The sequence below is a fragment of the Cohnella rhizosphaerae genome, assembly GCF_029525575.1.
Classification (GTDB): Bacteria; Bacillota; Bacilli; order Paenibacillales; family Paenibacillaceae; genus Cohnella; species Cohnella rhizosphaerae.
Genome location: NZ_JAPDIA010000007.1, coordinates 519,784 through 545,119, shown reverse-complemented (window position 1 = coordinate 545,119; position 25,336 = coordinate 519,784). Strand labels below are relative to the sequence as shown.

24 protein-coding genes and 5 pseudogenes are annotated in these 25,336 nt (G+C 62.5%); 17 read left to right on the top strand and 12 right to left on the bottom strand.

The features are described from left to right. The first annotated feature begins 124 nt into the window (after window positions 1-124). The 3 genes from OMP40_RS20365 to OMP40_RS20360 are packed head-to-tail and all read left to right on the top strand — an operon-like array spanning window position 125 to window position 2,067. Window positions 125-1,489 (top strand): hypothetical protein, encoded by a 1,365-nt coding sequence (locus tag OMP40_RS20365; RefSeq protein WP_277534092.1) that lies wholly within the window; start codon window positions 125-127, stop codon window positions 1,487-1,489. Further along, window positions 1,371-1,661, top strand: coding sequence for a histidine kinase dimerization/phospho-acceptor domain-containing protein (locus tag OMP40_RS42020; protein WP_420872024.1), 291 nt, complete (start codon window positions 1,371-1,373; stop codon window positions 1,659-1,661). The genes OMP40_RS20365 and OMP40_RS42020 overlap by 119 nt, the downstream gene beginning before the upstream one ends. Then, on the top strand, window positions 1,636-2,067 hold the full coding sequence (locus tag OMP40_RS20360) for a sensor histidine kinase (protein WP_277534090.1): 432 nt from the start codon (window positions 1,636-1,638) through the stop codon (window positions 2,065-2,067). The genes OMP40_RS42020 and OMP40_RS20360 overlap by 26 nt, the downstream gene beginning before the upstream one ends. Here the strand turns inward: OMP40_RS20360 and OMP40_RS20355 are convergent. The 6 genes from OMP40_RS20355 to OMP40_RS20330 form a co-directional block, all read right to left on the bottom strand. Then, window positions 2,044-2,286, bottom strand: coding sequence for an NHLP leader peptide family RiPP precursor (locus OMP40_RS20355; RefSeq protein ID WP_277534914.1), 243 nt, complete (start codon window positions 2,284-2,286; stop codon window positions 2,044-2,046). The genes OMP40_RS20360 and OMP40_RS20355 overlap by 24 nt on opposite strands. Window positions 2,287-2,353: 67 nt before the next feature. Beyond that, entirely contained in the window at window positions 2,354-2,809 is a 456-nt protein-coding gene (locus tag OMP40_RS20350; RefSeq protein ID WP_277534089.1) for a hypothetical protein, read from the bottom strand. Then, window positions 2,806-3,318 carry a hypothetical protein gene (locus OMP40_RS20345; protein WP_277534087.1) on the bottom strand — a complete coding sequence of 171 codons (513 nt, stop codon included), beginning with the start codon at window positions 3,316-3,318 and terminating at the stop codon, window positions 2,806-2,808. The genes OMP40_RS20350 and OMP40_RS20345 overlap by 4 nt, the downstream gene beginning before the upstream one ends. A 129-nt stretch (window positions 3,319-3,447) precedes the next feature. Continuing rightward, window positions 3,448-4,350 carry a spermidine synthase gene (locus OMP40_RS20340; protein ID WP_277534086.1) on the bottom strand — a complete coding sequence of 301 codons (903 nt, stop codon included), beginning with the start codon at window positions 4,348-4,350 and terminating at the stop codon, window positions 3,448-3,450. Window positions 4,351-4,400: 50 nt separating this feature from the next. Further along, a complete protein-coding gene (locus OMP40_RS20335; RefSeq protein ID WP_277534084.1) occupies window positions 4,401-4,715 on the bottom strand; it encodes a YrdB family protein in 315 nt (104 codons plus the stop codon). A gap of 185 nt (window positions 4,716-4,900) precedes the next feature. Then, window positions 4,901-5,266: a zinc ribbon domain-containing protein gene (locus OMP40_RS20330; RefSeq protein WP_277534083.1), complete on the bottom strand. Its 366-nt coding sequence runs from the start codon at window positions 5,264-5,266 to the stop codon at window positions 4,901-4,903. 213 nt (window positions 5,267-5,479) lie between these two features. On the opposite strand from OMP40_RS20330, the pseudogene OMP40_RS42015 reads away from it, so the two are divergent. The 3 genes and pseudogenes from OMP40_RS42015 to OMP40_RS20320 form a co-directional block, all read left to right on the top strand. Next, window positions 5,480-6,943 (top strand): annotated as a pseudogene (locus OMP40_RS42015) (PAS domain S-box protein); the annotation flags it as partial. Between the two features lie 169 nt (window positions 6,944-7,112). Further along, window positions 7,113-7,520, top strand: a pseudogene (locus tag OMP40_RS42010) (histidine kinase dimerization/phospho-acceptor domain-containing protein); the annotation flags it as partial. A gap of 222 nt (window positions 7,521-7,742) precedes the next feature. Further along, on the top strand, window positions 7,743-8,105 hold the full coding sequence (locus tag OMP40_RS20320; RefSeq protein WP_277534079.1) for an ATP-binding protein: 363 nt from the start codon (window positions 7,743-7,745) through the stop codon (window positions 8,103-8,105). 83 nt (window positions 8,106-8,188) lie between these two features. Here OMP40_RS20320 and OMP40_RS20315 read toward each other — a convergent pair whose 3' ends face one another. After that, window positions 8,189-8,488: a hypothetical protein gene (locus OMP40_RS20315; RefSeq protein WP_277534077.1), complete on the bottom strand. Its 300-nt coding sequence runs from the start codon at window positions 8,486-8,488 to the stop codon at window positions 8,189-8,191. Between OMP40_RS20315 and OMP40_RS20310 the strand changes: the two genes are divergently transcribed. Further along, entirely contained in the window at window positions 8,466-9,023 is a 558-nt protein-coding gene (locus OMP40_RS20310) for a hypothetical protein (protein ID WP_277534075.1), read from the top strand. The two genes, OMP40_RS20315 and OMP40_RS20310, sit on opposite strands and share 23 nt — an antisense overlap. Here the strand turns inward: OMP40_RS20310 and OMP40_RS20305 are convergent. Beyond that, window positions 8,996-9,885 (bottom strand): annotated as a pseudogene (locus OMP40_RS20305) (ABC transporter ATP-binding protein). The gene OMP40_RS20310 and the pseudogene OMP40_RS20305 overlap by 28 nt on opposite strands. A 160-nt stretch (window positions 9,886-10,045) precedes the next feature. Between OMP40_RS20305 and OMP40_RS20300 the strand changes: the two are divergent. The 10 genes from OMP40_RS20300 to OMP40_RS20255 all read left to right on the top strand — a co-directional run bounded on the left by OMP40_RS20300 (window position 10,046) and on the right by OMP40_RS20255 (window position 22,452). Next, window positions 10,046-10,639: a TetR/AcrR family transcriptional regulator gene (locus OMP40_RS20300; RefSeq protein ID WP_277534074.1), complete on the top strand. Its 594-nt coding sequence runs from the start codon at window positions 10,046-10,048 to the stop codon at window positions 10,637-10,639. 106 nt (window positions 10,640-10,745) lie between these two features. Then, window positions 10,746-12,287: a helix-turn-helix domain-containing protein gene (locus OMP40_RS20295; RefSeq protein WP_277534072.1), complete on the top strand. Its 1,542-nt coding sequence runs from the start codon at window positions 10,746-10,748 to the stop codon at window positions 12,285-12,287. 7 nt (window positions 12,288-12,294) lie between these two features. Next, window positions 12,295-13,590, top strand: a complete 1,296-nt coding sequence (locus OMP40_RS20290; protein ID WP_277534071.1) for a sensor histidine kinase — start codon at window positions 12,295-12,297, stop codon at window positions 13,588-13,590. Beyond that, window positions 13,568-14,032: a sensor histidine kinase gene (locus OMP40_RS20285; RefSeq protein WP_277534069.1), complete on the top strand. Its 465-nt coding sequence runs from the start codon at window positions 13,568-13,570 to the stop codon at window positions 14,030-14,032. The genes OMP40_RS20290 and OMP40_RS20285 overlap by 23 nt, the downstream gene beginning before the upstream one ends. An 866-nt stretch (window positions 14,033-14,898) precedes the next feature. After that, window positions 14,899-16,290, top strand: a complete 1,392-nt coding sequence (locus OMP40_RS20280) for an ABC transporter substrate-binding protein (RefSeq protein WP_277534067.1) — start codon at window positions 14,899-14,901, stop codon at window positions 16,288-16,290. Window positions 16,291-16,312: 22 nt separating this feature from the next. After that, on the top strand, window positions 16,313-17,275 hold the full coding sequence (locus tag OMP40_RS20275) for a carbohydrate ABC transporter permease (protein WP_277534065.1): 963 nt from the start codon (window positions 16,313-16,315) through the stop codon (window positions 17,273-17,275). Continuing rightward, window positions 17,272-18,093: a carbohydrate ABC transporter permease gene (locus tag OMP40_RS20270; protein WP_277534063.1), complete on the top strand. Its 822-nt coding sequence runs from the start codon at window positions 17,272-17,274 to the stop codon at window positions 18,091-18,093. Before OMP40_RS20275 ends, OMP40_RS20270 begins: the two co-directional genes overlap by 4 nt. Before the next feature lie 157 nt (window positions 18,094-18,250). After that, complete coding sequence (locus OMP40_RS20265; protein ID WP_277534062.1) at window positions 18,251-20,281, top strand: glycoside hydrolase family 2 protein; 2,031 nt, start codon at window positions 18,251-18,253, stop codon at window positions 20,279-20,281. Beyond that, window positions 20,166-21,308, top strand: coding sequence for a hypothetical protein (locus OMP40_RS20260; protein WP_277534061.1), 1,143 nt, complete (start codon window positions 20,166-20,168; stop codon window positions 21,306-21,308). Before OMP40_RS20265 ends, OMP40_RS20260 begins: the two co-directional genes overlap by 116 nt. Window positions 21,309-21,534: 226 nt before the next feature. Further along, window positions 21,535-22,452 (top strand): aldo/keto reductase, encoded by a 918-nt coding sequence (locus tag OMP40_RS20255; protein ID WP_277534059.1) that lies wholly within the window; start codon window positions 21,535-21,537, stop codon window positions 22,450-22,452. Between the two features lie 113 nt (window positions 22,453-22,565). Here the strand turns inward: OMP40_RS20255 and OMP40_RS20250 are convergent, their stop codons facing one another. From OMP40_RS20250 to OMP40_RS42005, 4 genes and pseudogenes are all read right to left on the bottom strand, one after another. Beyond that, the gene (locus tag OMP40_RS20250; RefSeq protein WP_277534057.1) at window positions 22,566-23,081 is read right to left on the bottom strand and encodes an SRPBCC domain-containing protein; all 516 of its coding nucleotides are present in this window, start codon (window positions 23,079-23,081) and stop codon (window positions 22,566-22,568) included. Window positions 23,082-23,108: 27 nt separating this feature from the next. Next, window positions 23,109-23,466 (bottom strand): annotated as a pseudogene (locus OMP40_RS20245) (ArsR/SmtB family transcription factor). Between the two features lie 688 nt (window positions 23,467-24,154). Beyond that, entirely contained in the window at window positions 24,155-24,796 is a 642-nt protein-coding gene (locus OMP40_RS20240) for a pyridoxal phosphate-dependent aminotransferase (RefSeq protein ID WP_277534056.1), read from the bottom strand. 40 nt (window positions 24,797-24,836) lie between these two features. After that, window positions 24,837-25,274, bottom strand: a pseudogene (locus OMP40_RS42005) (aminotransferase class I/II-fold pyridoxal phosphate-dependent enzyme); the annotation flags it as partial. Window positions 25,275-25,336 lie beyond the last annotated feature (62 nt).

Below are 25,336 nucleotides of genomic sequence, written 5' to 3'. Positions count from 1 at the left end.
TGCCCGACGATTTGGCGGATCTTACAGGAGTTTGGTTCATGCTGTCGAATTTTAAGTTGATAACAGGCAATTTTTCCCGCGTCATCTATTTCCAATGAATGCGGCACGCAAAATGGGGTGCAATATGAAAGCGGTTCGCTTAATCGCAGCGTTGGCGTATGCGGTCGTCATCGCCGCGCTGTTTATTATAGGGCCGAATAGAAGCTGGGCGGCTGCGACGGAAGCGAATATCGACCATTGGCTGGTCATGTGGATCCCCGACGGCGAGCAGCCCGGCGCGTCGCCTCCCGCAGACGGCGAATGGATCGAGGCGAAAGCCGGCTCGCCGCTGGTCGATCTGCCCGCCGGCGCCCAAGGCGCATGGATCCGTCTCCAGGTGCCGCCGACGGACGATTGGCAGCGGCCCGGATTGCTCGTCCGGCGATTATACGGACTCGAGCTGGCCGCCTTCAGGGAGGGCGAACTGCTTTTCGAATCGAAGCGCGACTTCGACTTTCACCTGAACCGGCTGCTGCTGCCGCTCGGCTCGTACGATCGAACGTCCAATATCGACGTCCGTATCCTTACGACAGGGACGCGCGCGGGATTCATCACGAACGCCCGCGTCGGCGAATTCGCGCCGCTCGAGGAGAGCTATATCCGCAGGGAACTGCCCGATCTGATGCTCGGAGGCTCGATCTCCTTCCTGGCGCTGATCATGCTCATCTGCTCGAGCTATCTCAACCGCAGGCAGCGGAGCTCCTGGATCTCGCTCTGCCTGATCGCGCTGACGATCGGCACGCTGATATCGGTCTACTCGCCGATGCTTTATATCTATTACAAGTCGTACGCCAATCTCTTTTTATCGTTGTTCGATCTGTCGATGTTCGTGCTCTTCCCCGCGCTCAGCTATTACGTCGACGAGGTGCTGGGGAACCGCTTCCGCTTCTTTACGAGATTCCGCAAGTGGCAGGCCGGCTTCTCCGTCTTTTGTTTTCTGGCCTTTATCGCCTACAAGGCGACGAACGAGCGTTATTACGACCTGTACTATCTGCTTACGAACCCGATTCTCGGTTCGCTGATTCTGGTGCAGCTTGCTGATCATTGCCGTGCTCTCCGTGATCAACGCGCTGCGCAAGAACAGGGACGCGATCATTTTATCCGCCTCCCTCTTCCTGCTCGCGCTATCCGGCGCCACGGATCTGATCCTCTATTATTCAAGCGGCAGAAGCTACATTCTATTCTTATGGAAAATCGGGGTCGTGCTGCTGATCGTCGGGCTCGTGATCATTCTGGCGCGACGGATATCCGCCGATTACCGGATGCTGCTCTCTTATTCCAAGCGTCTGGAGCTGTTCAACCACCGGCTGGAGCGGACGGAGAAGCTGAAGATCATCAGCGATCTGGCCGCATCGGTCGCGCACGAGGTCCGCAATCCGCTGCAGGTCACGCGAGGCTTCCTGCAGCTTCTCGCGGGCCGGGGAGACAGCGAGAGCAAAAAGCATTTTAACATCGCGGTAAGCGAGCTCGACCGCGCTTCGGGCATCATTACGGACTTTCTGACCTTCGCGAAGCCGGAGCTAGAGACCGTCTCTCCCCCTGAACCTGGCGGAGGAGCTGGCGCAGCTCGAGGTCATCATCGCCCCTCACGCGGCGATGCACGGCGGCAGGCTGCAGATTAACGCGGACCCGGGGCTGACCGTCATCGGCAGCTCGTCCAAGTTCAAGCAGGCGCTCATTAATCTGTTGAAGAACAGCATCGAAGCGTTCAAGGAGGACGGTTATATCGAGATCAATGCCTACGAGGAAGACGGCGAAGCGACGATCTGGATCAAGGATAACGGGGAAGGGATGGACGAAGCGCAAATCGCCAAGCTGGGCGTGCCGTATTTTTCGACCAAGTCGAAGGGGACCGGCCTCGGCACCATGGTCACCTTTCGCATCATCGAAGTCATGAAAGGGACCATCGAATTCAAGAGCCGCAAGGGGCAGGGAACCGAAGTGTTAATTCGGCTCCCGCTTGCCGGCGATGCAGCCGGCGAAGAGCCGGCTGCCGCAGACGTCTTACCAAACAACCTCGACGTTTGATTCGCCGCTGCCGAGATCCTCGGGATTGGGCGGAATGACCAGATAGTAGTGCGAAGCGGTCTCTTCGACGGTCGTCACTTGAATCTCCTGCGGCAGCGCGACGCCGAACGCGTCTTGGACCGCCGCCTTAGGATCGGCCAGCAGCTGTTGCTTGAATGCGGGATCTTCCCATGCTTTTTTTGATGACCTGGACTTTAAGCGTTTCGAGGGACATTCGATTCACGACCTTTTCCGTATGTTTGGGCCTATCCACCCATATCCTACCATACGCGTAGTCGATTCGTCCCTATAATTCTTTCATTTTTGATAAAAAATATGAAAAACCGCCACCGCTAGCCAATTTTTCCGTCGTATCCCGGGCGGATTGGACATCGCTCAAAATGCCCGCCACGATGTCCTGCTGAAATCGGGTCAGGCCGGGCGCGACGTTCGGCAGCGCCGACAATCGTTCGCCGTAGCCGAGCACGATGGACGCCAGCTGCTCCAGCGCGCCTTTGCGGTAAATCGCCTGCAGGACCAGTCGCTCCTGCAGCGGTTGATCGTCCGGCATCGCAAGGCTCTCGCGCCTGACCAAGGTCAAAAACGCGTTGCTGCGCTCCTCTTCGGGCAGGTCGTCCCGCCAGTCGGCCCAGTCGTCCGAAAGCTGCAGGGACGCGAGCGCCAACTCGACGGCCGCTTCCGCGGGGGCGATCTGCTCCGGAAGTCCCGCCGCCAGCAGGACCGCGGCCGCGCCGAGCTTCACCGGGGCCGATTTGCGCGCCAGCGCGCGGGGGTCGCGCGGATCCGCCCGCCGCAGTCCCTCCCCCGGAGACGGCCGTCGCCCATTCGGCCAGATACGTCCGGTAGCAGGACCACAAGGGGGGAGTCCGGCGGAAAGTGACGCCCGTACCGTTCCATGAACAAGGCGTGCAGCAGTTGGCCGGCCGCCAGGGACCTTCTGCCTTCCAGGCCTGCGCCGCCGCCGTCCATCGCGTCGTCTAGCAGAAAAAAATGCAGCATCGCATAAACGTTGCCCACCGCCAGATCGCGGCACATTGCAGGATCCGCTCCCGTCCGCTCTCCGATCCACGCAGGCAGCATAAAAGCGATATAGTTGGATTTGCGGTCCCGCCCCGTCGGATCGGCCCGCAGGACGAGCCCGCGGAGCAAATCGCCCATCGGCTCGGGGTATGCATTCGCACCCGCGGCGGCTTCCGCGAAGACGTCGGCGATCTCCCGGTCGACGTCAGGCTCGGCTTGTACGGTTTTCATGATGAAGCCTCCAGTATGTAGAGCACCCGTCTGCCGGCGTCGCGTCTGCGGGCATTCGGATCGGGTACGTTCGATTGCTTCTATCATACCTTACGAGGCGCTGAAATTCTGTAACCGCGCTCACATTTTTTAGAAATCGTATGCCATTTTTCCCATGACGATCGAACCCTTCATACGGGACTCGCGTCTCAATTCCAACGGAAGCGAGTGAACCGCGCGAGACGATACGGCAAGGTCGGCTGTCAGCCTCGCGCCGCCGCTTATCGAGGCATGCTTCGCCCTTCGCCGCTGCCGGACCGGTCTCTGCGCACGTATCCCGGCTCGATCGCAACCGGCTTGCAGCCCGGCGGCCAGTCGACGCGCGCGAGCGCCCGAGACCCGGCGACCAGGATCAGATTGTCCCCCCGCCTCTCCGCCCGGCGCCTCGGCAGACATCGCGGCCGCGTAGGGGAAAACCGCCTGAAGCGTCGCCAGCATCGAAGCGACGCGCTTGTCCCCGCTGCCTCGGCCGATGACGTTCAGCAGCATCGCGCCTCCGTCGCGCAGCCGGTCCCGCGCCAGCGCGTAAAATTCCAGCGTCGCCAAATGCGGCGGCGTTCCTTCGGCGGTAAACGCGTCTACGACGACGTAGTCGAAGCTGCCCGGCTCCGTCGCGGCGAGCAGCTCGCGGCCGTCGCCGATCGCGACGTTCGCATGCCGGCAGCCGAAGTATACGCGGCTCCATTCCGCGACCAGGGCATCGATCTCCGCCGCCTGAATCCGGTCGCTGCCGTAATGCCTCGCGATCGTCCCCGCCCCGTGCCCGATGACGAACGCCCGCCCGAAGGACGGGCGCATGGCGTCCATAAGGCCGACCAGCGCCGTCTGATAGGCCAGCACGATGCGCGAGGGCCGTCTGAGATCGATCGCGCCTTGCACGGCGCCGTCCGCGAATTGCAGGATGCGGAATTTGCCGAGTTCGCCGTACAGCTCCGTCGTATCGTAGATCTTCAGCTCTCCGTGCGGTCCCTTTTCGTGCGCCAGCAATTGCATCGCCTGCTCCCCCCGCTCTCGCTTCATTGCGGCATTCGTTCGCATGCCCTTCATTTTAAATTCATGGCCGCCGGTCCCAGAACCGCGATCAGGATGCGGTTGACGGCCCAGACGCCGAGCAGCGCGACTGCGCTTGCCGGTCTTCCCGCCGCATGCAGGGCGGCCGAGGCCGCGCCGAATACCGCCAGTTCGAGCGCCAGCTTCAAACCGCCGTTCAGCGGAACCGAAGCCTTGGGCGACAGAAACAGGCCCCAGAAGACGGCCGCCAGAACAGGCGTGCCGATGCCGAGCGTCCAGCGAAGCGCTGTCGCCGCGTCCGTCTTGAACCCCCCAATAGCCCAATGCGGCGAGCATCGCCAGCTCAAGCGCGAATCGCAGCGCGAGATTCGCCGCCTTTATCGCTTCCATCTGCGGTCAGCCTCCCCAATCAAAACTAATGATGTTAGTTTTAATATAGCCAATGCCGTCCGTTCAGTCAACCGCAATTGAAAAGCCCGTCGGCAAGAGACGCCTGGCTCTCGCGATCGGGCTTTTCGGACGATCCGTTACCTCACAGGCCCGGAGGCGCGTCGAACGTTCTGCCGCAGGAGGAGCAGAACTTCGCCTCGAGCGGAGCCGTCTTGCCGCAGACGCATTCCTTCTCGTCGGAAAGGGCGTTGATTTGCGCCTTGTTTTCCTGAATCTCCAGTTCAAGCGCGAGAATCCGATCGTATTTGGGCTGCAGCTCGTGGATCCCGGCTTCGACGCGCCGGCCGACGGCCGCCTCGAATACCAGCTGACCGATCTGCTGCTGGATCTCCTCGATCTCTTTGCGCTTCGAGCTGTTCTGAAGCTTGAGGCGATTCACGTCGACCAGAACCTTGGCTTTGTTGCCGGCGTCGTTCAGACCGGATTTGACTTTGTCCAAAAATCCCATTGTCACGGCCTCCTCTAATTTCGTTCGGACTTTCGTCCACTGCTGCCAGTATACTATATTTATGGAAAGACGAGACGACATATGACCGCGGCTTCGCCGCGATATCGACGGTTCCTCCCCGGCTTCGCGGCCCGCGGACACCGTTCGCCAATATCGCTGGGCCTCCGGCGGACTTCCTGATAAACTCAATATAGAGCGGGAGGAGGAACCTCTTTGGACAATGCATTCAAGAACTCGCCCTTGCCTTACGAACGATTGTACGATCTTTCGCCGGTCGGCACGGCTTTCCTCTCCCCAGACGCGTCCGTCTGGATCGGCGCCAACCCGTCTTTTTGCAGGATGGTCGGTTATGGCGAGGAAGAGCTCCAAGGCATCCCCTATAGGCGGTTGGCGGCCGACGCCGCCGGGGAGCGCGAGAGGCTTCTCGCGCCGCTTCTGGAGGGCGGCCTGCCCGGCCTTGCGTTAAACGAGACCTTCACGCGCAAAGACGGATCGTCCGTCGCCGCCCGTCTCCAGCTGTTCCCGATTCGAAGCGAAGGCGTGATCCGGTTCATCGGGGTTCAAGCGGAAGAGATCGTCAGGGCCGCGCCGAACGATGCGTTATCCGAGGAGGCGATCCTGCGGCTTGTGCTCGATCATGCGCAGGACCTCATCACCGTATCTACGCCCGACGGCATCACCCGCTACGTATCCCCGGCGATCAGGCCGTTATTGGGCTACGAGCCGGACGACCTCGTCGGCCGCAACAATATGGCGCTGTATCATCCGGACGACATCAGGCATCTACAATCGCAAACCTTCCGCGACGCCGACGTTTTCGAGTGCCGGGTGCGCCACCGGGACGGAAATTACCTGTGGTTCGAGACAACGTTCGAAGTGCTGCGGACCGCTGGCGGCGAGCTGGACAAGATCGTCGGCATCGGGCGAGACATCACTGCGCGCAAGAAGTTCGAGGAAAATCTGGCAGAGGCGCAGCGACTCGCCCGCATCGGCTCGTGGGATTGGGAGATCGCCGGCGGCCGGTTCTCTTGCTCCGACGAGATGCACCGCATGTTCGACGGCCGGATCGACCGGAACCGCATCGACCTCGATGCTTTTTTCGCCTGCCTGCATCCAGGCGACCGGGACCGCATTCAGGCGAATTTGCAGAAAGCGCTTCAGGGCGGCTTTCACGAGGCGGATTTTCGCATCTTGACCTCGAACGGGGATACGCGCCTGATTCATGCCCGAATCCAAGCGATCGTGAGGCCGGATACCGGAGAAGTCGACCGCTTGCTCGGCACGGTGCAGGACATCACAGAGCGCAGGCAGATGGAGGCGCAGCTCCGGGAGAGCGAGCAGCGCTACAAATCGCTGTTCGACTACAACCCCTCGGGCGTGTACTCGTTCGATCTGGAAGGCAACTTCACTTCGCTCAACGCAGGCTTAGAGAAGCTGCTCGGGTACACGCGCGAGGAGCTGATGCCGGGATCGTTCGTCCACCTCGTTTATCCGCCGGACCTGCCGCGCACGCAAGCCAACTTCAATCGCGCCGCGCAGGGAGAGCCGCACAACTACGAAGCCGTCGTCATTCACAAAAACGGCTCTCTGCTCGACTTGAACGTCACGAACGTGCCGATCTTCGTGGACGAGCGCGTCGTCGGCGTCTTCGGCATCGCCTACGACATCACCGAGCGCAAGCGACACCTGGAGCAAATCCAGAAGCTCAGCGACGAGCATGCGCTCATCCTGAGCTCGGTATCCGAGGGCATCTTCGGCGTCGACCGGGAAGGACGGGGCATCTTTCTGAATCCGCCCGGCGCCCGTATGCTGGGCTGCGAGCAGGAGCTGTTCGCCGGACGACCTTATGAAGAATCGGTTCACCATACGCGTGCGGACGGCAGCCGCTATGCCGAGGGCAAATCCCCCCGTTCATCTGACGATCCAGGACGGTCTGCCGCGCGCGGCGCGAGAGGAAGTGTTTTGGCGGACGGACGGATCGAGCTTCCTCGCGGATTATCGCGTGACGCCGATCACCGACCGCGGCGAGATCCGCGGCGCCGTCGTCGTGTGGCGGGACATCACGAGCGAAGTCGAGGTGCTGAAGGCGAAGGAGTCGGCCGAGCGCGCGGACCATGCCAAGTCGGAGTTTCTCGCGATCATGAGCCACGAGCTGCGGACGCCGATGAACGGCATCATGGGCATGACCGACCTGCTGCTCGACACCCCGCTCTCGGAGACGCAGCGCGAGTACGCGGACATCGTCATGAAGAGCAGCCGCAGCCTGCTGCGCATCCTGAACGACATCCTCGACTTCAGCAAGATCGAGGCCGGCAAGCTCGATCTCGAATGCGAGCCCGTCGACCCCGCCCAACTGCTCGAATCCGTCCGCGAGCTGTTCGCGGTCAAAGCGGACGAGAAGGGCATTGCGCTCGACATGCGCATCGAAGAAGGAGTCCCCGCCGCTTTCGGCGGCGACGCGGCCCGCATCCGGCAAGTGCTCGTCAATCTGGTGGGCAACGCGATCAAATTCACCGACGCCGGCAGCGTCTCCGTCAGGCTGTACCCGGCGCCAGGCGATGAGCTCGCGCCCGATAGGCTCGCGTTCGAAGTGTCGGACACGGGGATCGGCATCCCGGCGGACAAGCTGGACCGCTTGTTCCAATCCTTTTCGCAGCTTCATCCGGGAATCAACCGCAAGTACGGCGGCACAGGTCTGGGGCTGGCCATCTGCAAGCGTCTCGTCGAGCTGATGGGCGGCTGCATCGAGGCCCGCAGCGAGGAAGGCGCGGGCTCCCTGTTCCGGTTCACGCTGCCCGCTTCCCAGGATTCCTCGGCAGATGGCGGCAGCCAAAGGTAGCCGCTAAGCGCGTCTGAGCGCCGGATGCAGATCGACGGGGAAGGTCGGCGGGGAGGGTCGGCGGAACGATGGCGGAGCGCCGGTTAGAGCGGCAGGTCCCTCCGTTTGAACACCAGCACGGCCGCGCCGAACGCGGCGAGCCCGAGCGCGGCGAGCAGCGCGAAGCCGAGCGCGGGGAACGCCCCGCCGCCGACGATGTCGCCCGGCCGATAAAGGGAAAAGATCGAGAGGTCGCGCATCCAGGCGATGCCGGCGCCGAGCTTGCCCAGCAGGTCGAGGCTGTAAAAGCCGAAGACGATCGCGCCCGATAGGGCAAGCGCCCGCTTCTCGTCGCTCGACGCGGCGGAGACGAGGAATGCGATGCCGGCGACGGCGAAGAACATCAGGGAAAGCTGCCGCGTTCAGCAGGACGAAGCGGCCGCCGTCGAACGCGTATCGATCGCCCAGCAGCCATGCCTTGCCGGCAAAGCCCGCGAGCGTCGTCGCGCCCACGATAAGCAGCAGACCGGAGACCAGCACGCAGGCCTGGGTCAGCGCGATCCGAACCCGCGTCGTCGGCGTGGACAGCAAATAGGCCATGGAGCCGCGGTCGATCATCCGCGCCATGAGCTGCGTCGAGAGCTGAACGCTGACGATGGCGAGAATGAGCACGAGGATGAGGCCGTAATATTCGCCGGAGATGAACGCTTCGGCGCTGTCGAATCCGTTCAGGCTAAAGGCTTTGCCCACGCCCTCCGGCATCGTCGCGACGATGTCGTCGAGGGCTGTTGTATTTTTGGCGATGCCGGGGTACAGCCAGAACATGAGAAGAATGTAGAAGGCGGAGCCGAGCGCATAGTTCAGGAATCCCCTCAGATTCACCCGCATCATCTGTTTGTACAGCGCGCCGTTCATGCTTCCGTCCCCTTCCGGTCATAATATTCCATAAAAATGTCCTCAAGATTTTGCGTGAAAAGATCGATATTGCGGACGCGGCGCTTGGCCGTCTCCTCGGCGAAGCGCCGGTAGTCCCCCTTCACCGCGACCCGCACCCGGGCACCGTCGAGCGCCTCCGCGCCGAGACCGGACTTCGCGAAGGACGCCGCTTCTTCCGGGGACTCGAAGGTAACCTCGAACAGCTTGCGCTGCATCCGCTGCAGCTCGCGGATATCCGCGATCGTCACGATCGCGCCGTCCTTGATGATCGCCGCACGGTCGCACGTACGCTCGATCTCGGGGAAGCTGTGCGAGGACATCAGGATTGTCTTGCCTCTCGCCTTTTCCTCCAGCACGAGCTCGACGAACACCCGCTGCATGAGCGGATCGAGTCCCGACGTCGGCTCGTCCAGGATGACGACCTCGGGGTCGTGCATGAACGCCGCGACGATGCCTACCTTCTGCTTCATTCCCTTGGACATTTTGCGGATGGGCGTGTTCGCGTCGAATTGCAGCCGCTCGATCAGACGCTCCCTTCTCCCGCCGTCCCGCATCCGCTGCATGCCGGACAGAAAATCGAGGAATTCGCGCCCTGTCATCCCTTCGACGAAGGCGATCTCTCCCGGCAAATAACCGATTCCCGACTGCGCCTCACCCTGCCTGAGCCAGGCATCCATGCCGTTTACGGTCGCGCGTCCGCGGTCCGGCCTCAGAAAGCCCATGATATGCCGGATCGTGGTCGATTTTCCCGCACCGTTCGGTCCCAAAAAAACCGAACACTTCCCCCGCTCCGCACCGAGAAGGACACGTCCCGGATGCCCTTCCCGTTGTTGAAGGTCTTCGTCAGATGCTCTACCGTCAGCATATCTGCGCCTCCAGTCGAATAGTTATGAAATTTTTATCAAATAATATTTCATATGTTATACTAGACCCCGAAGATGACCGCGTCAACGATTTTATGAAATATATTATTTATTTTATTTCACCATTTTGTCCGATTCTGCGGAAAAGGGAGCGGCATGCGCATGAACGGGTTCGAGAAAAGAGCGCAGCAGATCAAAGAAAAAATCCGCGTCGCGACGCTGGACATTTTGCGGGACGCGGGTCCCGGCAAGCTGCGCATCGCCGATCTGTCCAAGCGGGCCGGCGTATCGCAGGTCACGATCTACAACTACTTCGGCAGCAAGGAGGCGCTGGTGCGGGACGCGTTCAAATCTTACGTGGACCGCGCCGTCGAAGCGTTCGAGGCTTACATGCGCGAAGGGCATTCGCTGCGCGAGCAGTTTTCCCATATCTTGCAGCTGGAAAAAGATTCGTATCGCGATTTTCCGCCGGGCCTGATCAAGCGAATGCTGGCGGACGACGAAGAATTAGCCGCGTATATCGAGACCGTCTACAAGGAAAAGACCATACCCTGGACCGTCCGCATCGTCGAAGACGGCAAAGCGGCCGGCGAGATCTCGGCGCGCGTCAGCACGGAGCACGTACTGGCCTTTATCCGGTTGTATATGAATCAATATCAAACGCTGTTGGAGATGGCGGAAAGCAGCCAGGACAAGGACGGCTTTCTCGAGGGGATGGTCCATATGTTCTTTTACGGAATTTGCGGAAAGGAATAGCGCGCGCCGCGATGGACGGGACCGATTGACGAACCGTCCTTCGTTAACGGATGATACTCCTATCGATCCATTCGGATGACGCAAGGCTAGGAAGGAGCCGTTCGAAATGAACCCCGTCAAAGTGATGATCGTGGACGACGAAGTGCTGGCCATCGACCATCTGAAGCATCTTGTCTCCTGGGAGGCGCTCGGCTACGAGATCGTCTGCACCGCGACGCGCCCGGCGCAAGTGCCCGAACTGGCCCGCAAGCATCGCCCGGACCTCGTGATCATGGACATCGTCATGCCCGGGCAGGACGGGCTGGCGCTCAGCAAGACCCTGTTGGCGGAAGGAACGGCGCTCAAAATCGTGCTGCTGACCTCGTACAAGGAATTCGAATACGCGAAGGAAGCCGTTCGGCTCGGCGTCGCCAGCTATTGGGTCAAGCACGAGATGGACGCCGATACCTTCAGCCGCGAGCTGGGCGGCCTGCGCGAGGAGATCGTTCAAGCCCGCAAGGCGCTGCGCAGCGGGCGGGACCGGCTGCTCGTCGATTGGCTCGGCGGGCGCGAACTGTCCGACGCCGGCTGGCGAACGGCCACGGACGGACGCTGCGACGGCTTCGACCGCTGGCAGCTCATCGTCCTCCGGCCCGATCGCCCGCCGTTCTCGCTGCCGGGGATGCCGGCGCCCCCGCCGCTCCCGGCCGCCTGGCCGGCTGCGGACGAGCCCGGTCTGCTGGCGGCGCTGCCCTTCCTGGAGGAGTACTTCGTGCTCCTCTACGGAGACGCGGCCGCCCGCGGCGAAGGACGCTTGCGCGAGACCGCCGAGGCGCGGGCGGCCGAGGCCATCGCCGCGCTGGAGCGTCATGCCGGCGGCACGGTCTCGGCCGCAAGCGCCTACGGGCTGGCGGACCGCGGCGCCGTGCCCGGCCGACTCGCCGAAGGCCTGAGACGGCTCGGGCTCGCCGTCTATTACGGGCCGCGGCAGCTGTTCAGGCTGAACGAGCCCTTGCCGGAGGCGACTGCTGCGGCCCCGTCCGCCCCCTTCGACTGGAGCGCGGGGCTTGCCTCGGTGCGCGGACTGTTGCAAGACGGCCGCTTCGCGGAAGCCGCGCTCGGACTGCCCGCCCTGTTCGCGCAGGCGCGCGCCGCGATGGACGTCTCGGGCCTGGCCGAGCTGTGCCGCCAGCTTGCCGCCGCGATCGCACGCTGCCGCGCGCAGCTCGGCCTGGCCGACGCCGCCGAGCCGCCGGACGCCGCGGGCTGGACTTCGCTTGCGGCGATCGAGGCCGCGTTCGCCGGCCGGATCGCCGCGCTCGAAGCGGCGGCCGGCGCGCCCGCCGCCTCGCGCAAGGTGCGCGCGGCCATCGCGTACCTGGAGCGGCATTACGCCGACCCGGAGATCGGCGCAGATGCGGTCGCCGGCCACCTGGGCATCAGCCGCGACCATCTTCGCCACGTCTTCAAGGAGGAGACCGGCCATACGGTGCTCGATCGCCTGACCGAGATCCGCATGGAACAAGCGAAGCGGCTGCTCGCGGACGGCGCGCTCAAAATCTACGAGATCGCGGAGCGCGTCGGCTATCGCAACGGCCAGTATTTCAGCCAGGTATTCCGCAAGCAGACGGGCATGAATCCGAACGAATACACGGAGAAACGCAGGTGATCGCCGCATGCGCATGAAGATCCGCACCAAGATTATGGCGAGCGCCGCGCTTGTCGTCTCGTTGTCGCTCGCCGTGAGCGGCTTCTTTATTTACGACTATGCCCGGAATATCATCCGCGATCAATCGATCAAGGACAGCCGGACGAAGCTCGCGCAAATTTCGTTTCAGCTGGGCAAAATACAAGAGCAGGTCGCCAAAACCGCCGAGTATATCGTGTCCGACGAGGAGATCGCGAGCCGGATCTACGCGCAGCCGGGCGACAGCATCGAGTCCGAATACTTCCGCAAGCAGGCGGTCCAGGAGAAGCTGGGCCGATTCGTCGCGCTCGGCAACTTCATCCTGAACGTGCTGATCGTGCCGCCCGGCGGGGAGACGTATTCCAACTTCAGCGGCTATGAGGATTACTTCGCCGACTATCTGAAGCAGGACTGGTTCGCCAAGCTGGGCAGCGAACGAAGCGCCTACAGCGAGCCGCATTCGTTTTTTTACATCAGCGGGCAGCGCCAGGTCGTCAGCTACGTGCTCAAATACCGGCCGATCGGCATCAATACGTCTGCGGACAGCTATCTGGTCATCGACGTCGCCTACTCGGAGCTGTCCAACGTCTTTCTCCAGACGGCGCGGGACTTCGAGCAGATCGAGCTGTACTCCGGCCAAGGCGCGCTGCTGTATGCCTCCAACGAAGAGCTGCCCGCTGCGGACCGCGCGTTCATGGCGAGCGCGCTCGCGCCTGACGCGGACTACGCGGAAGACGCCAGCCGCATCGCGCTCGCGGACGGCGGCATGAATTACGGCTGGCGCCAGACCGCCCTGCTTTCCAAGCAAACGCTTTTCGAAAAAATCAACCGGATTTTCTATTTTTACATCTTGATCATCCTCTGCGGCATCGTCGCGTCGACGGTCGTCATGCTCCCGATCATCGCGGGTCTCACCCGCCCGCTCATTCGCCTGACGAACGCGATGAAGCGCGTCGCCGTCGGCGATCTCGGCACGACGGTCGACATCCGCAGCGGGGACGAGCTGGAGATTCTGGGCGGCGGCTTCAACCGGATGGTCGGCGACCTGAAGGAGACGATCCAGGCCTCGGTCCGCAGCGAAGCCGACAAAAGGCAGATGCAGATCGACTTGCTCATGGCGCAGATCAATCCCCACTTTTTGTACAACGCGCTCAATACGGTCATTTACCTGTCCCACGCGGGGCGCAGCGCCGAAGCCGCGGAGGTGACCCAGGCGCTCATCGCGATCCTTCAGGATACGATCAAAACGGGGGGAAGGCGCCGTGCGAGCGCCGCTGGCCGATGAGAAGCGCATCGTCGAAAAGTATGCGGTCATCCAGCAGACCCGCTATCCGGGACGCTTCCGCCTGGTCTGGGAAGCCGACGAAGCGCTGCTCTCCCGTCCGGTCCCCCGCATGGCGCTGCAGCCGCTCGTGGAAAACGCGATCCTCCACGGCATCGTCCCCGCGGATATGGACACCGGCACGATCACGCTGCGCGCTTACCGGGACGGTCCCGACCTCTGCCTCGAGGTGGAGGACGACGGCCTCGGGATGACGCCGCCGGCGGCCGGCTGGCTGCCGCGCGGCGGCGCCGGACACGAACGGACGCGCGGCATCGGCCTGTCCAACATTCAAGAGCGGCTGCGCTCGCACTTCGGCGCCGGAGCGCGGCTCGAAGTCGAGAGCGAGCCGGGGCGCGGCACGCTCGTCCGCATCCGGCTGCCCTGGGCGGAGCCGGGCTCTTGAGGCATAACAGCAGGCCCTTTGCGCTTATCGGCACCGTTCGGATCGTCGCAGAGGCGGCGTTAGTTCCATTTCGCACTCATCGCCACCGCTGAGAGCGTCGTAGAGGCGGCGTTAGTGCCATTTCGCACTCATCGGCACCGTTCGGATCGTCGCAGAGGCGGCGTTAGTTCCATTTCGCACTCATCGCCACCGTTCAGAGCGTCGCAGAGGCGGCGTTAGTGCCATTTCGCACTCATCGCCACCGTTCAGAGCGTCGTAGAGGCGGCGTTAGTGCCATTTCGCACTCATCGCCACCGTTCAGAGCGTCGTAGAGGCGGCGTTAGTGCCATTTCGCACTCATCGCCACCGTTCAGAGCGTCGCAGAGGCGGCGTTAGTGCCATTTCGCGCTCATCGGCACCGTTCAGAGCGTCGCAGAGGCGGCGTTAGTGCCATTTCGCACTCATCGGCACCGTTCAGAGCGTCGCAGAGGCGGCGTTAGTGCCATTTCGCACTCATCGGCACCGTTCAGAGCGTCGCAGAGGCGGCGTTAGTGCCATTTCGCACTCATCGCCACCGTTGAGCGCATCGCAGAGGCGGCGTTAGTGCCATTTCGCACTTATCGGCGTTGTCCAGAGCGGCAGGCGGTTCCCACCGGAGATGCACGGTTTTTCCATGCAACTCCGCTCCCCGGCGGCGGTTCCCACGGGAGATGCACGGTTTTTCCGTGCATCTCCGCTCCCGGCGGCTCCCGGCGAAGCCTTCCCCCCGCCGAACCTCCGGATTTTATACAAAATCGCAGGTTTTCCGCATTATCCGCGCACGCTCCCCCCGGGTTACGATACTTATGCAAGCACTTACATCACAGTTCTATAGGGGGTCCATCCAAGTGACACACTTGCTCACGAAAAAACGCACGGCAGGCGCGCTCTCGCTGCTTCTGCTCTCCGGCGCGCTCGCGGCGTGCGGCGGCAACAACAATGAAAACGGCGGCGCCTCGCCGTCCGCTTCGTCTCCGGCGGCCAGCAGCGCTGGCGCCTCGTCTTCCGCGCCCGCGGCGAGCGCCGATCCGACGCAGCTCAGCGGCACGGTCAAGGTATGGGATTGGGACGAAGCGTTCCAGAAGGGCATGATCGCCGAGTTCAACAAGAAGTATCCGAACGTCAAGGTCGAAGTCACCGTCGTCAATCCGAACGACTACCTGCAGAAGCTGCAGAGCGGCATCGCCTCCGGCTCGGACGTGCCGGACGTCATTCTCGGCGAATCCGCCTACCGCGGCAAGCTGTTCGATCTCGGCGTGCTCGACAACCTCGAAGGCGCGCCGTACAACTTCGACAAGAGCACGGTGCTCGACTTCACCGTACCGTACATCTCGAACGGCAAGGGCGAGGTCATCGCGGTCGATCAGGCGATCACGCCGGCCGGCTTCGCCTACCGCCGCGACCTCGCCAAGCAATACTGGGGAACCGACGACCCTACCGAGCTGGAAAAGCTGATCTTCACCTGGGACGACTTCATCGCCAAGGGCAAGGAGCTGAAGGACAAGAGCGGCGGCAAGGTGCTCATGCTGCCCGGCCTCGGCGACGCATTCATCCCGCTGAAGGGGCAAAACTTCGCGCCTTACGTGAACGGCGCCGAGATCGATCTGACCGCCAAGGTCAAGGAACCGCTGGACCGCCTGTTCGAAATGCGCGACGCGGGCATCCTCGGCAAAAACGAGCTGTGGACGCCGGCCTGGTCGGCTTCGATGGCCAAGGGCGAGTTCATGTTCTACCCGATGGCGCCGTGGGGTCCGAAGTGGCATATCTCGGCCAACGATCCGGACGGCAAGGGACGCTGGGGTCTCGTCAAGGCGCCGGAGGGCGGCTTCACGCGCGGCGGCACCGCCGTCGGCATTTACAAGGACAGCAAAAACAAGGAAGCCGCCTGGGCGTTCGTACAGTACGCGTACCTGTCGGACGAAGGCGCCGCCTACAACTTCAAGACGTTCGGCAACATGACCGGCTCCAAGTCGTTTTACGTGACGCACAAGGATCTGATCGACGCGCCGGGACCGTACGACGAATTTTTCGGCGGCCAGAACCTCGCGAAGTACTTCATGGAAAAGATCGTGCCCGACATGAAGGGCGAGCCGCAGTCGAAGTACGACTCGGTCGTGGATGGCGTATTCAACGCGCTGTACCCGCTCTGGACGAAGGATACGTCGGTCACCGCGGACGCCGCGCTGCAGAAGTTCATCGCCGAGACGAAGAACAAGGCATCCGACGCGACCGTCAAGTAACCTACAGAATCGAGGGATGAACGTGAACGCGGAACAAAGCCTCGCACCGGCCGCCGCCACCTCCGCCGCATCCCGCAAACGCAGATGGGGGCCACATTTGTGGCCCTATCTTTTCGCGCTGCCGTTTGTGCTGGCTTATGCGGCTTTTCAACTGTACCCGGTCCTCTACTCCTTCGTGCTGAGCCTGCATGACTGGAACGGCATTAGCGAGAAAACCTATATCGGCTTCAAAAACTACGTCCAGCTGTGGACGAACGATCCGTTGTTCATCAAGTCGCTGTGGAACACGCTGATCATGATGCTCATGTTTATCCCCCTCACGCTGATCCTGGGTCTCGTGCTCGCTTACTGGACGTTTCAACTGACGCGGGGCAAGCGCCTGTTCCAGACGATCAACGTGCTGCCGTACATCACGACGCCCGTCGCGATCGGCTTTATCTTTTCCTACCTGTTCGACTGGCAGACCGGGCTCGTCAACCTGCTGCTGACGAAGCTTGGCTGGCTGCAAGAAGGATTTTACTGGCTGCAGGACCCTTGGGGCTCGCGCGCGATCATCGCTTTGATGGTCATCTGGCGCAACCTCGGCTACTTCATGATCATCTTCATGGCCGGCATGACGGTCATTCCGCAGGACGTGTACGAAGCGGCCAAAATGGACGGTTCGACGGGCCTGCATACGTTTCGCAAGATCACGATGCCGCTGCTGCGCAACATCACCGTGTTCCTCGTCGTGACCTCGGTCATCGGCGGCCTGCAGCTGTTCGACGAACCGAAGCTGCTGTACGGCGGCTGGTCGGGCTCCGCGCAGGTCGGCGGACCGGACAACACGGCGCTTACCGTCATTTGGAAATTCGTGGACGAATCGTTCATTTCCAATACGCGTTTCGGGTACGCCTCTTCGATCGCTTACTCGCTGTTCGTCATCATCGTGTTTTTCTCGATCTTGAGCTACCGCCTGACGGCGCCGAAGGAGGACAAGCGATGAACGCGGCAAAAACGGCAAAAACGCTCATGTGGATCTGTCTTGTCGTCATCTCGGCGCTGTCCCTGTTTCCCTTTTACATCATGATCGTCATGGGCACGCACTACAACGAGGACCTGTTCAAGGGCATCCCGATCGCGCCGGGCGGCTATCTGGCCGACAACCTGAAGACGGTCATGTCCGCCGACTTCATGGGGGTCTACCTCAACAGCCTGATCGTGTCCGTCGTGTCCGTCGTCCTGGCGACGCTGACGAGCACGCTCATCGGCTACGCGCTCGCGAAGTTCGAATTCCGCGGACGGAAGGCGCTGCAGACGTTCGTCGTCCTGACGATGATGGTCCCGACGCAGGTCGGCCTGATCGGCTATATTATCGAAATGCGCAACCTCGGCGTCGGCAATACGCTGTGGCCGGTCATCCTCGTGTGGGCGGCTTTCCCGTTCGGCGCGTTTTTCATGGTCCAGTTCATCCGCGACTCGATCCCTAACGACCTACTGGAGTGCGCGCGCATCGACGGTTGCTCGGAGCCGGGCATCTTCGTCCGGATCGTGCTGCCGATCATGAAGCCGGGCCTCGCGACGCTCGCCACGCTCGTCTTCCTGTGGTCGTGGAACAACTACCTGCTCCCGCTCGTGACGATCAACAAATCGGAATGGTACACGCTGCCGATCTTCATCTCGAACCTGGGCATCGTCCATCGCACCGACTACGCGGCGCGGATGCTCGCGCTGTCGCTGACGACCGTGCCGGTGCTGATCCTGTTCGTGCTCGGGTCGAAGACGTTCATGAAGGGCTTGACCGCGGGGGCGGTCAAGGGGTGACGAACCAGCTGCATTCCTGCGGCTGCGCCGAACGACCGGTCGGATTCGGCTCATTTATCGCAGCCGCGGGACGCTTGAATGCGAGTCTGCGGGAGGCCGCGCATACGCGGAGAATGCTTGAAGTTACTTTGTGGAACGGAGTGTAGCGGCAATGCGGATGAACGAACGACAGCTGCGGCTGGACGGACAATGGCGGTTCCTGCTCGATCGCGACGACAGGTATGCGGACGCGCCGCCGCCGGACGGCGCCTTCGGCGAAGACGCGATTCAGGTGCCCGGCTCCTGGGAGGAGCAGGGCTACGGAGACGCGCCGGCGTACGGCCAGATCGACACATGGACCAAGGTGCGCGAATACGAGGGCGCGGCATGGTACCGGACGACGTTCTGCGTCGGGGATGCGGAAAAGTCGGACTGGACCGGACAGGCGACGGAAGGCGCCTTGGAAACGAGCGCCGTCCATGCCGGCGTGCGGACGGGCGCTGCGGCGGACGCGGCCGGGGACGCGGCTCGGGCGACAGAGGCAGCCTGGGCGCTGACGATCGCGGGCGCGCGCTGGACGACCGAGGTATGGGTGAACGGCGCGTATGCGGGGAGGCGAGACAGCCTGTCCGCGCCGCATGTTTATCGGCTGCGCGGCGTCGTCCGGCATGGCGCGAACGAGCTCGCCATCCGCGTGGACAACCGGATGCGGCTGCCGCTGGCGGACAGCCACATCCATACGCGCCATACCGCCACGGCCTGGGGCGGCATCACGGGCGGCGTGCGGCTCGCGCGGCTCGCTCCAGCCCGGATCGAGACGGTCGCGATCGCGCCCGATCCGGCGGCGGGCATTTTCCGCTGCCGCGTGACGGCTAGCGGGGCGCTCGCGGCGGGCGACGCCGTCGTCGCGACGTTTCAAGCGCCGAACGGCGAGACGTTCCGCGCAGCCGCGGCGCTCGTCGAAGCGGCGAGCGGCCACGACGGGCTGGGCGACAGGCACGAAGGGCTGGGCGGTAGACACGAAGGGCTGGGCGGACTCGACGGCAGGCAAGACGGGCTGGGCGACAACGGAGCTCGCAGCCATGGAAAAGCGGATGCCGGCTTCGTCGCCGAGCTGATCTGCGCGGTCGGCGACGCGCCCGCGTTTTGGACCGACGCACGTCCGCAGCTATACGAGGCGGCGTTCGCGGTCGTGCGCGACGGCGAGACGCTGGACCGGACGGCAAGGCGGCCCGGCCTGCGGCGACTCGCGGCCGAAGGCAAGCGCCTGCTGCTGAACGGGCATCCGGTCTGGCTGCGCGGCTACGTCGATTGCTGCATTTTCCCGTTGACCGGGTACCCGGTGTGGGACAAGGATCATTACGATCGCCAATTCCGCATCGCCAAGTCTTACGGCTTCAACCATGTGCGGCTGCACGGCTGGACGGCTCCGGAGCCGTTCTGGGAAGCCGCCGACGAGGCGGGCATGCTCGTGCAGGCGGAGCTGCCGCATTGGTCGGCGCACTATCAGCCGCGCGAAGCCGAGCCGCCCGCCGACGTGGACGCCTTCCTCGAAGCGGAGCTTAGGCGCATCTATGATCAACTGAACGCGCATCCGTCCTTCGTCCTGTTCGCGATGGGCAACGAGCTCGTGAAAGACAACGGCCACCCCCCGGTTGAACGAGCTGGTGAGGCTGGCGCGAGAGCTGGATCCTTCGAGACTCGTCACGGACAACACCGGCTTCGGTCAGTTGCCGGAGCAGGATCGCGAGGGCGACTTTTTTATCCCCTCGTTCAACTGGCATACGCCGCTCAAGACCGAGGAGATCGCGATGCCCGCCACCGACCGCGACTTTTCCGCCGTCGCCAGGCTCAGCGCCAAGCCGGTCATCGGGCACGAGCACGCGCAGTTCGCGATGTACGCGCGCCCTTCGGAGAAGGTCAAGTACACGGGCGTCCTCCGGCCGACCTGGCTCGAGACGATCGAAGAGACGCTCGAGGCCAAAGGACTCGCGGCCCGCGTGCCCGAGTGGATCGAGGCGACCGGCGTCCATCAGACGCGCGCGCTCAAGGAAGCGATGGAGCGGGCGAGGCGTACGCCGGACGCGGCGGGCGTGCAGCTGCTGGACATTCGCGACTTTCCCGGGCAGGGCCATGCGACGACGGGGCTGCTCGATGCGTTCTGGGACAGCAAAGGGACGATCGAGCCGCAGCGCGCGCTGGATTTTAACGGGTCGACGGTGCTGCTCATGTCGTGCGCCGGGCGTACGTCGTTCGCGGGAGAACGCTTGCCCGTCCGCCTGCTCGTCTCGCATTACGGCGAAGCGCCGATCTTAAAAGGCCGCGTCGCTTGGCGGTTGTCCGCTGGCGAAGAGACGCTCGGCGCCGGGCGCCTCGAAGTCGCGGAGCTACGCGCCGGAGAGGTCGCGGAGATCGGCATCGTACAGGTCGGATGCGGCCAGGATCGCGCGGCCGCGCGCATCGTGCTCGAGGCCCGTTGGGAAAGCGACGATGCGTCGTTCGCGGACGGAACGATCCGCAACGCCTGGTCTTTCTGGTCGTTCCCGCGGCCCAAGCCCTCGAAGGCCGAAGAGACGGTGTGGACCAGCGTGCCCGCGCTCAAATCCGCGCTGTACGGCGCGATCCACGAGCCGAACGCGAGATTCGATCCGCGGCTCGATCCGGCGCGGCGCGGCGTTCGCCTCGCGATCGTCGAGCGTCTGACGACCAACGTGCTCCAGCATCTCGTCGCCGGCGGCCGCGTGCTGCTGCTCGCCGGCGAATCGGAGCTGTACGACGCCGTCATGACCAAGTATCTGCCCGTCTTCTGGAACTATCTCATGTTCTCCGAGCAGGCGGGCGGCACGATGGGCGCCATCGTTCGGGATCATCCGGCGCTCGGCGGCTTCCCGCACGACGGAAGATCCGACTGGCAGTGGTATCGCCTGCTGAACGGCACGCCCGCGATCTGCCTCGACGCCGTGCCGGGCGTCCGGCCCATCGTCGAGATCGTGGACAACTTCAACCGCGCCAAGCGCCTCGCCGCCATCCTCGAGGCGCGCGTCGGAGCCGGCCGGCTGCTCGTCTCCACGCTGGCTTGGCGGACGCCGGCCGACTTCAAGCGGCCCGAATCCGCCTATCTGTTCGGCGAACTGCTGGGCTACGCGCTCGGCGACCGCTTCGAGCCCGAAGCGACGCTGACCGTCGGTCAACTGCTCGGCATGGTGCGCCTGCGCGGCATCCATTCGTTCTTATAGCAACGGCGCAGCCATTGTCCCTTCTCGATCGGGCGGGACAAGGGCTGCGTTTCTTTTTGTCTGTCGTCCTGATTTTTCGTCGAGGCGGACGCTATTTTTCGCTCCATGACGCGATTGCTGCGCGTCCCGGCTTTTGTAAACGCGCGTTCGCTCTGGCGCTCCGCGCGCGAAAGCGTTATGATAGTGCCGTGAAAGCTACTTCAATCATAGGCAGGAGGCATTCGAAGTGAGAACGATTCAATTGGGGACAAGCTCGCTCGAGGTACCCGTAATCGCGGTCGGCTGCATGCGCATCAATTCGCTGGAGAAGGCGGAGGCCGAGCGCTTCGTTCAAACGTCGCTCGAAGCGGGCGCGAACTTTTTCGATCATGCCGACATCTATGGCGGAGGCGCCTGCGAGGAGATTTTCGCCGACGCCATTCATATGAACGACGACATCCGGGAGAAGATCGTCCTGCAATCCAAGTGCGGCATCCGCAAAGGTTCGTTCGACTTTTCCAAGGAACATATCCTGACTTCGGTCGACGGCATTCTGAAGCGTCTGAAGACCGACTACCTGGACATCCTGCTGCTCCATCGCCCCGACGCGCTGGTCGAGCCGGAAGAGGTCGCCGAAGCGTTCGACAAGCTGGAGAGCGCCGGCAAGGTTCGCCACTTCGGCGTGTCCAACCAGAAGCCGATGCAGATCGAGCTGCTGAAGAAATACGTCAAGCAACCGCTCGTGGCGAACCAGCTGCAGCTGAGCATCACGAACGCCAACATGATCTCGAACGGCGTCAACGTGAACATGGAAAACGACTCCGCGATCGACCGCGACGGCAGCATCCTGGACTATTGCCGCCTGAACGACATTACCGTTCAGCCGTGGTCGCCGTTCCAATACGGGTTCTTCAAGGGCGTATTCCTCGACAACGAAGAATTCCCCGAGCTGAACGCGAAGATCGACGAAGTCGCCAAGAAGTACGCGGTCAGCAACACGACGATCGCGATCGCCTGGCTGCTCCGCCATCCGGCGCGCATGCAGCCGGTCACCGGGACGATGAACGTCGAGCGCCTCCTCGACTGCGTCAAGGCTGGCGACGTCCAACTGACGCGCGAAGAGTGGTACGAGATTTATCGCGCGGCAGGCAATATTCTGCCTTAAGCCTTAAGGCGCTCCGCCCCGGCAGACGCGAATCATCGCCTGGCCGTTATAAGCTTCACGACAAAAAAAGGCGGGCCGCCGTATATCGGCGTCCGCCTTTTGCCGTTCAAAATTTACTTGACCGCGTTCAGACGCTCCTCGAGACGATCCCACGTCTCGGTGATGCCCTGCAGCATGCCCATGTCCATGACGGTCTTGAGCGCTTCCGCGGTCGCGTATTCGCCGCGATTGACCAGCTTCGTCTTGCCGCCCGCGTCGATGAACGCCAGCGTGACTTCAGTCGACGGCAGCGCTTCGTTCGTGTTGCCCTCGGCATCGGAGAAGTAGTCGACGTACACGATCTTTTCCCCTTCGACGATCTCCTTGTACACGCCTTTCCCCCACGACTCCATGCCGTAGAACTGACCCTGGTTCGGATCCTCGCACTTCATGCAATAATGCCACACGCCGCCCGGACGGAAATCGATGTTGCACACCGGCACTTCCCAGCCCCGCGGTCCCCACCAGCGCTTCAGATGCTCGGCTTCCTTGAACATGTTGAACACCAGCTCGCGCGGCGCGTCGAATACGCGCTCCAGCACCAGCACCCGATCGCCTTCTACTCTCGAAACCATCGCATTGTTGGACATTGAAAATTCCTCCTCGAATTTTATCGTTTATTTGGGGTCTTCCGTTCGTTCCTTGTCCTGCAGCTCCCGCAAGTAGTCGTCCAGCTTGTCGAACCGTTCCTCCATCAGTCGGCCGAAGGAACGCACCCACGTATCCAGCGCCCGGAACGGCTCGGGACGCAGCCGATAAATCCGCCGGTTGGCATCCGCCTTCGCTTCGACGATCCCGCTCTCCCCCCAGCACCTTCAAATGCTTGGAGGCTTGGGGCTGCCGCATGCCCAGCCGGTCCGCGATCTCGCCTACGGTGAGCGGGCCGTCGCGGAGCAGCTCGACGATCTGCATGCGGTTCGGCTCGGCCAGCGCGCCGAGCGCCGCCATGTCCATGCCCGGTCGATGTCCCGACATATCGTTCACCTCTTCAAATTGTGATTGTCCGGGAGTCTCATCCCCTCGCCTTCAGGTGATCTTTCTGATGAGACTAATATATACCATAAGGAATATTCCTGTAAAGGAATATTTAAAAGATTTTTGCTTCCTTTGGCGACGGAAGACTCGGGCGCTTTCCCGACCGACGGTATAGCGGCTGTCTCGAAGGCCTGTCTTCAGTTGCAGCAAACAGCCGGGCGAAAGCTCAAGAAGCCGCCTGCGGCCATTTTGCTTGCGCACCGGAGCATCGGAGCATCGGCGCATCGGAGCATCGGCGCATCGGCGCATCGGCGCATCGGCGCATAGCGGACGGACCGAGGATCCCTTATTTTCGTAGCTATCGCGATTTGCGGCCCGCTCGCGGACCCAGATGACGCTATTGCTGGATTGCCGGCCCTTATTAGCCCAGATCCGAGTAAGTAGCGTCCCTCCAGTCCAAAACGATCGCGATCGGGACCGTTTTTAAGAAATAGCGGCGCCTGTGTCCGATCCCCCTGCCTGACTCGCAATGAACCGGCTGAAATAAAAAAACGGGACGAAGCAGAACTTACGCCGCCTCATCCCGTCAAACGATTCGTTTTGTTTCGCGAGGCCGTTGCGTCGGCCTCTTGCCGTTTGCGGCGCCTCGGCGCTCCGCCGGCATGCTTCAGACGTCAGCCGACAGGCTTCAGGCGTCAGCCGACAAGGCTTTGGCCGACAGCTTGCCGAGCGACGCCTTGATCCGCAAAATCGCTTCCTTGAATTTGTCCGTATCCTTCATCGTGCCGTACATGATCCGCAGGAAGCCTTCGCCGTTCGAGCCGAACCAGGTGCCCGGCGATACGCCGACGTTGGCGTCCTTGACCAGGTAGTCGCGGATGCCGACCGAGGTGCCGAGCTTGGCGATGTTTACCCAGAAGAAGAAGCCGCCCTCGGGCAGCAGCACCTCGACGCCGGGAATCGCGTTCAGCTGCTCGTACCCGAACCGCCTGCGCTCGTCGAAGATCCGGTTCCACTCGTCCACGTAGGAGGGGGCCGTATCGGCAGCGGCGACGCCGTATTGGGCGAACGTATTGGTCGGTCCGACATAGTTGAACGTCGCGACCTTCAGGATGTCGATGACGGCCTTGGGCGCGACCATATAGGCGACGCGGTAGCCGGTGAGCCCGAGATCCTTGGACGTTCCGAACACGGAGATCGTCCGCTCGCGCATGCCCGGCAGCGTGGCGAAGGTGATGTAGTCGTTGCCTTCGTAGATGTTGCGCTCGAAGCTCTGGTCGACGACGACCGTCAGATCGTGCTTTTCCAAAAAAGGCGGCCAGCTGCTCAAGCACCTCGCGCTTGTAGACGGTGGTGGTCGGATTGTTCGGGTGCGTCAGCACGAGGCAGCGGGTATGCGGCGTGACGCGCTTCTCCAGCTCCTCGATGCGCAGCTGGAAGCCGTCCTCCATATACGTCGGCACGCTGACGCTGATCGCGCCCATCTGGTAGACGTCGTTGAAGTTCTCCGCGAAGCCGGGGTCGATGTTGAGCACCTCGTCCCCGTGATGCGGACGGATGCAGATGCGGATGCCGACGAACAGGCCGAACGCCGAGCTCGGCACGACGATCAGCTCATGCTCGGGATCGACGTCGAGCCCGTTGAATGCCTTCAGCTTTTTGACCAACACCTGCTTCAGCTCCGGCACCGCGTAGCTGTTGTCCAGCGCATAGTGCGTCTTGCCTTCGTCGAGCGCCCGCTTCGTCGCGTCGATGACGTGCGCGGGAATGCACGGATCGGGGAAAAAGGGGTCCGCGCCGACCAGCATGAGCTTGGTTGCCGGGTCCATGCCGTCGTAGGCCGAGAAGTCCGGCGATTTCAGTTTGAGCC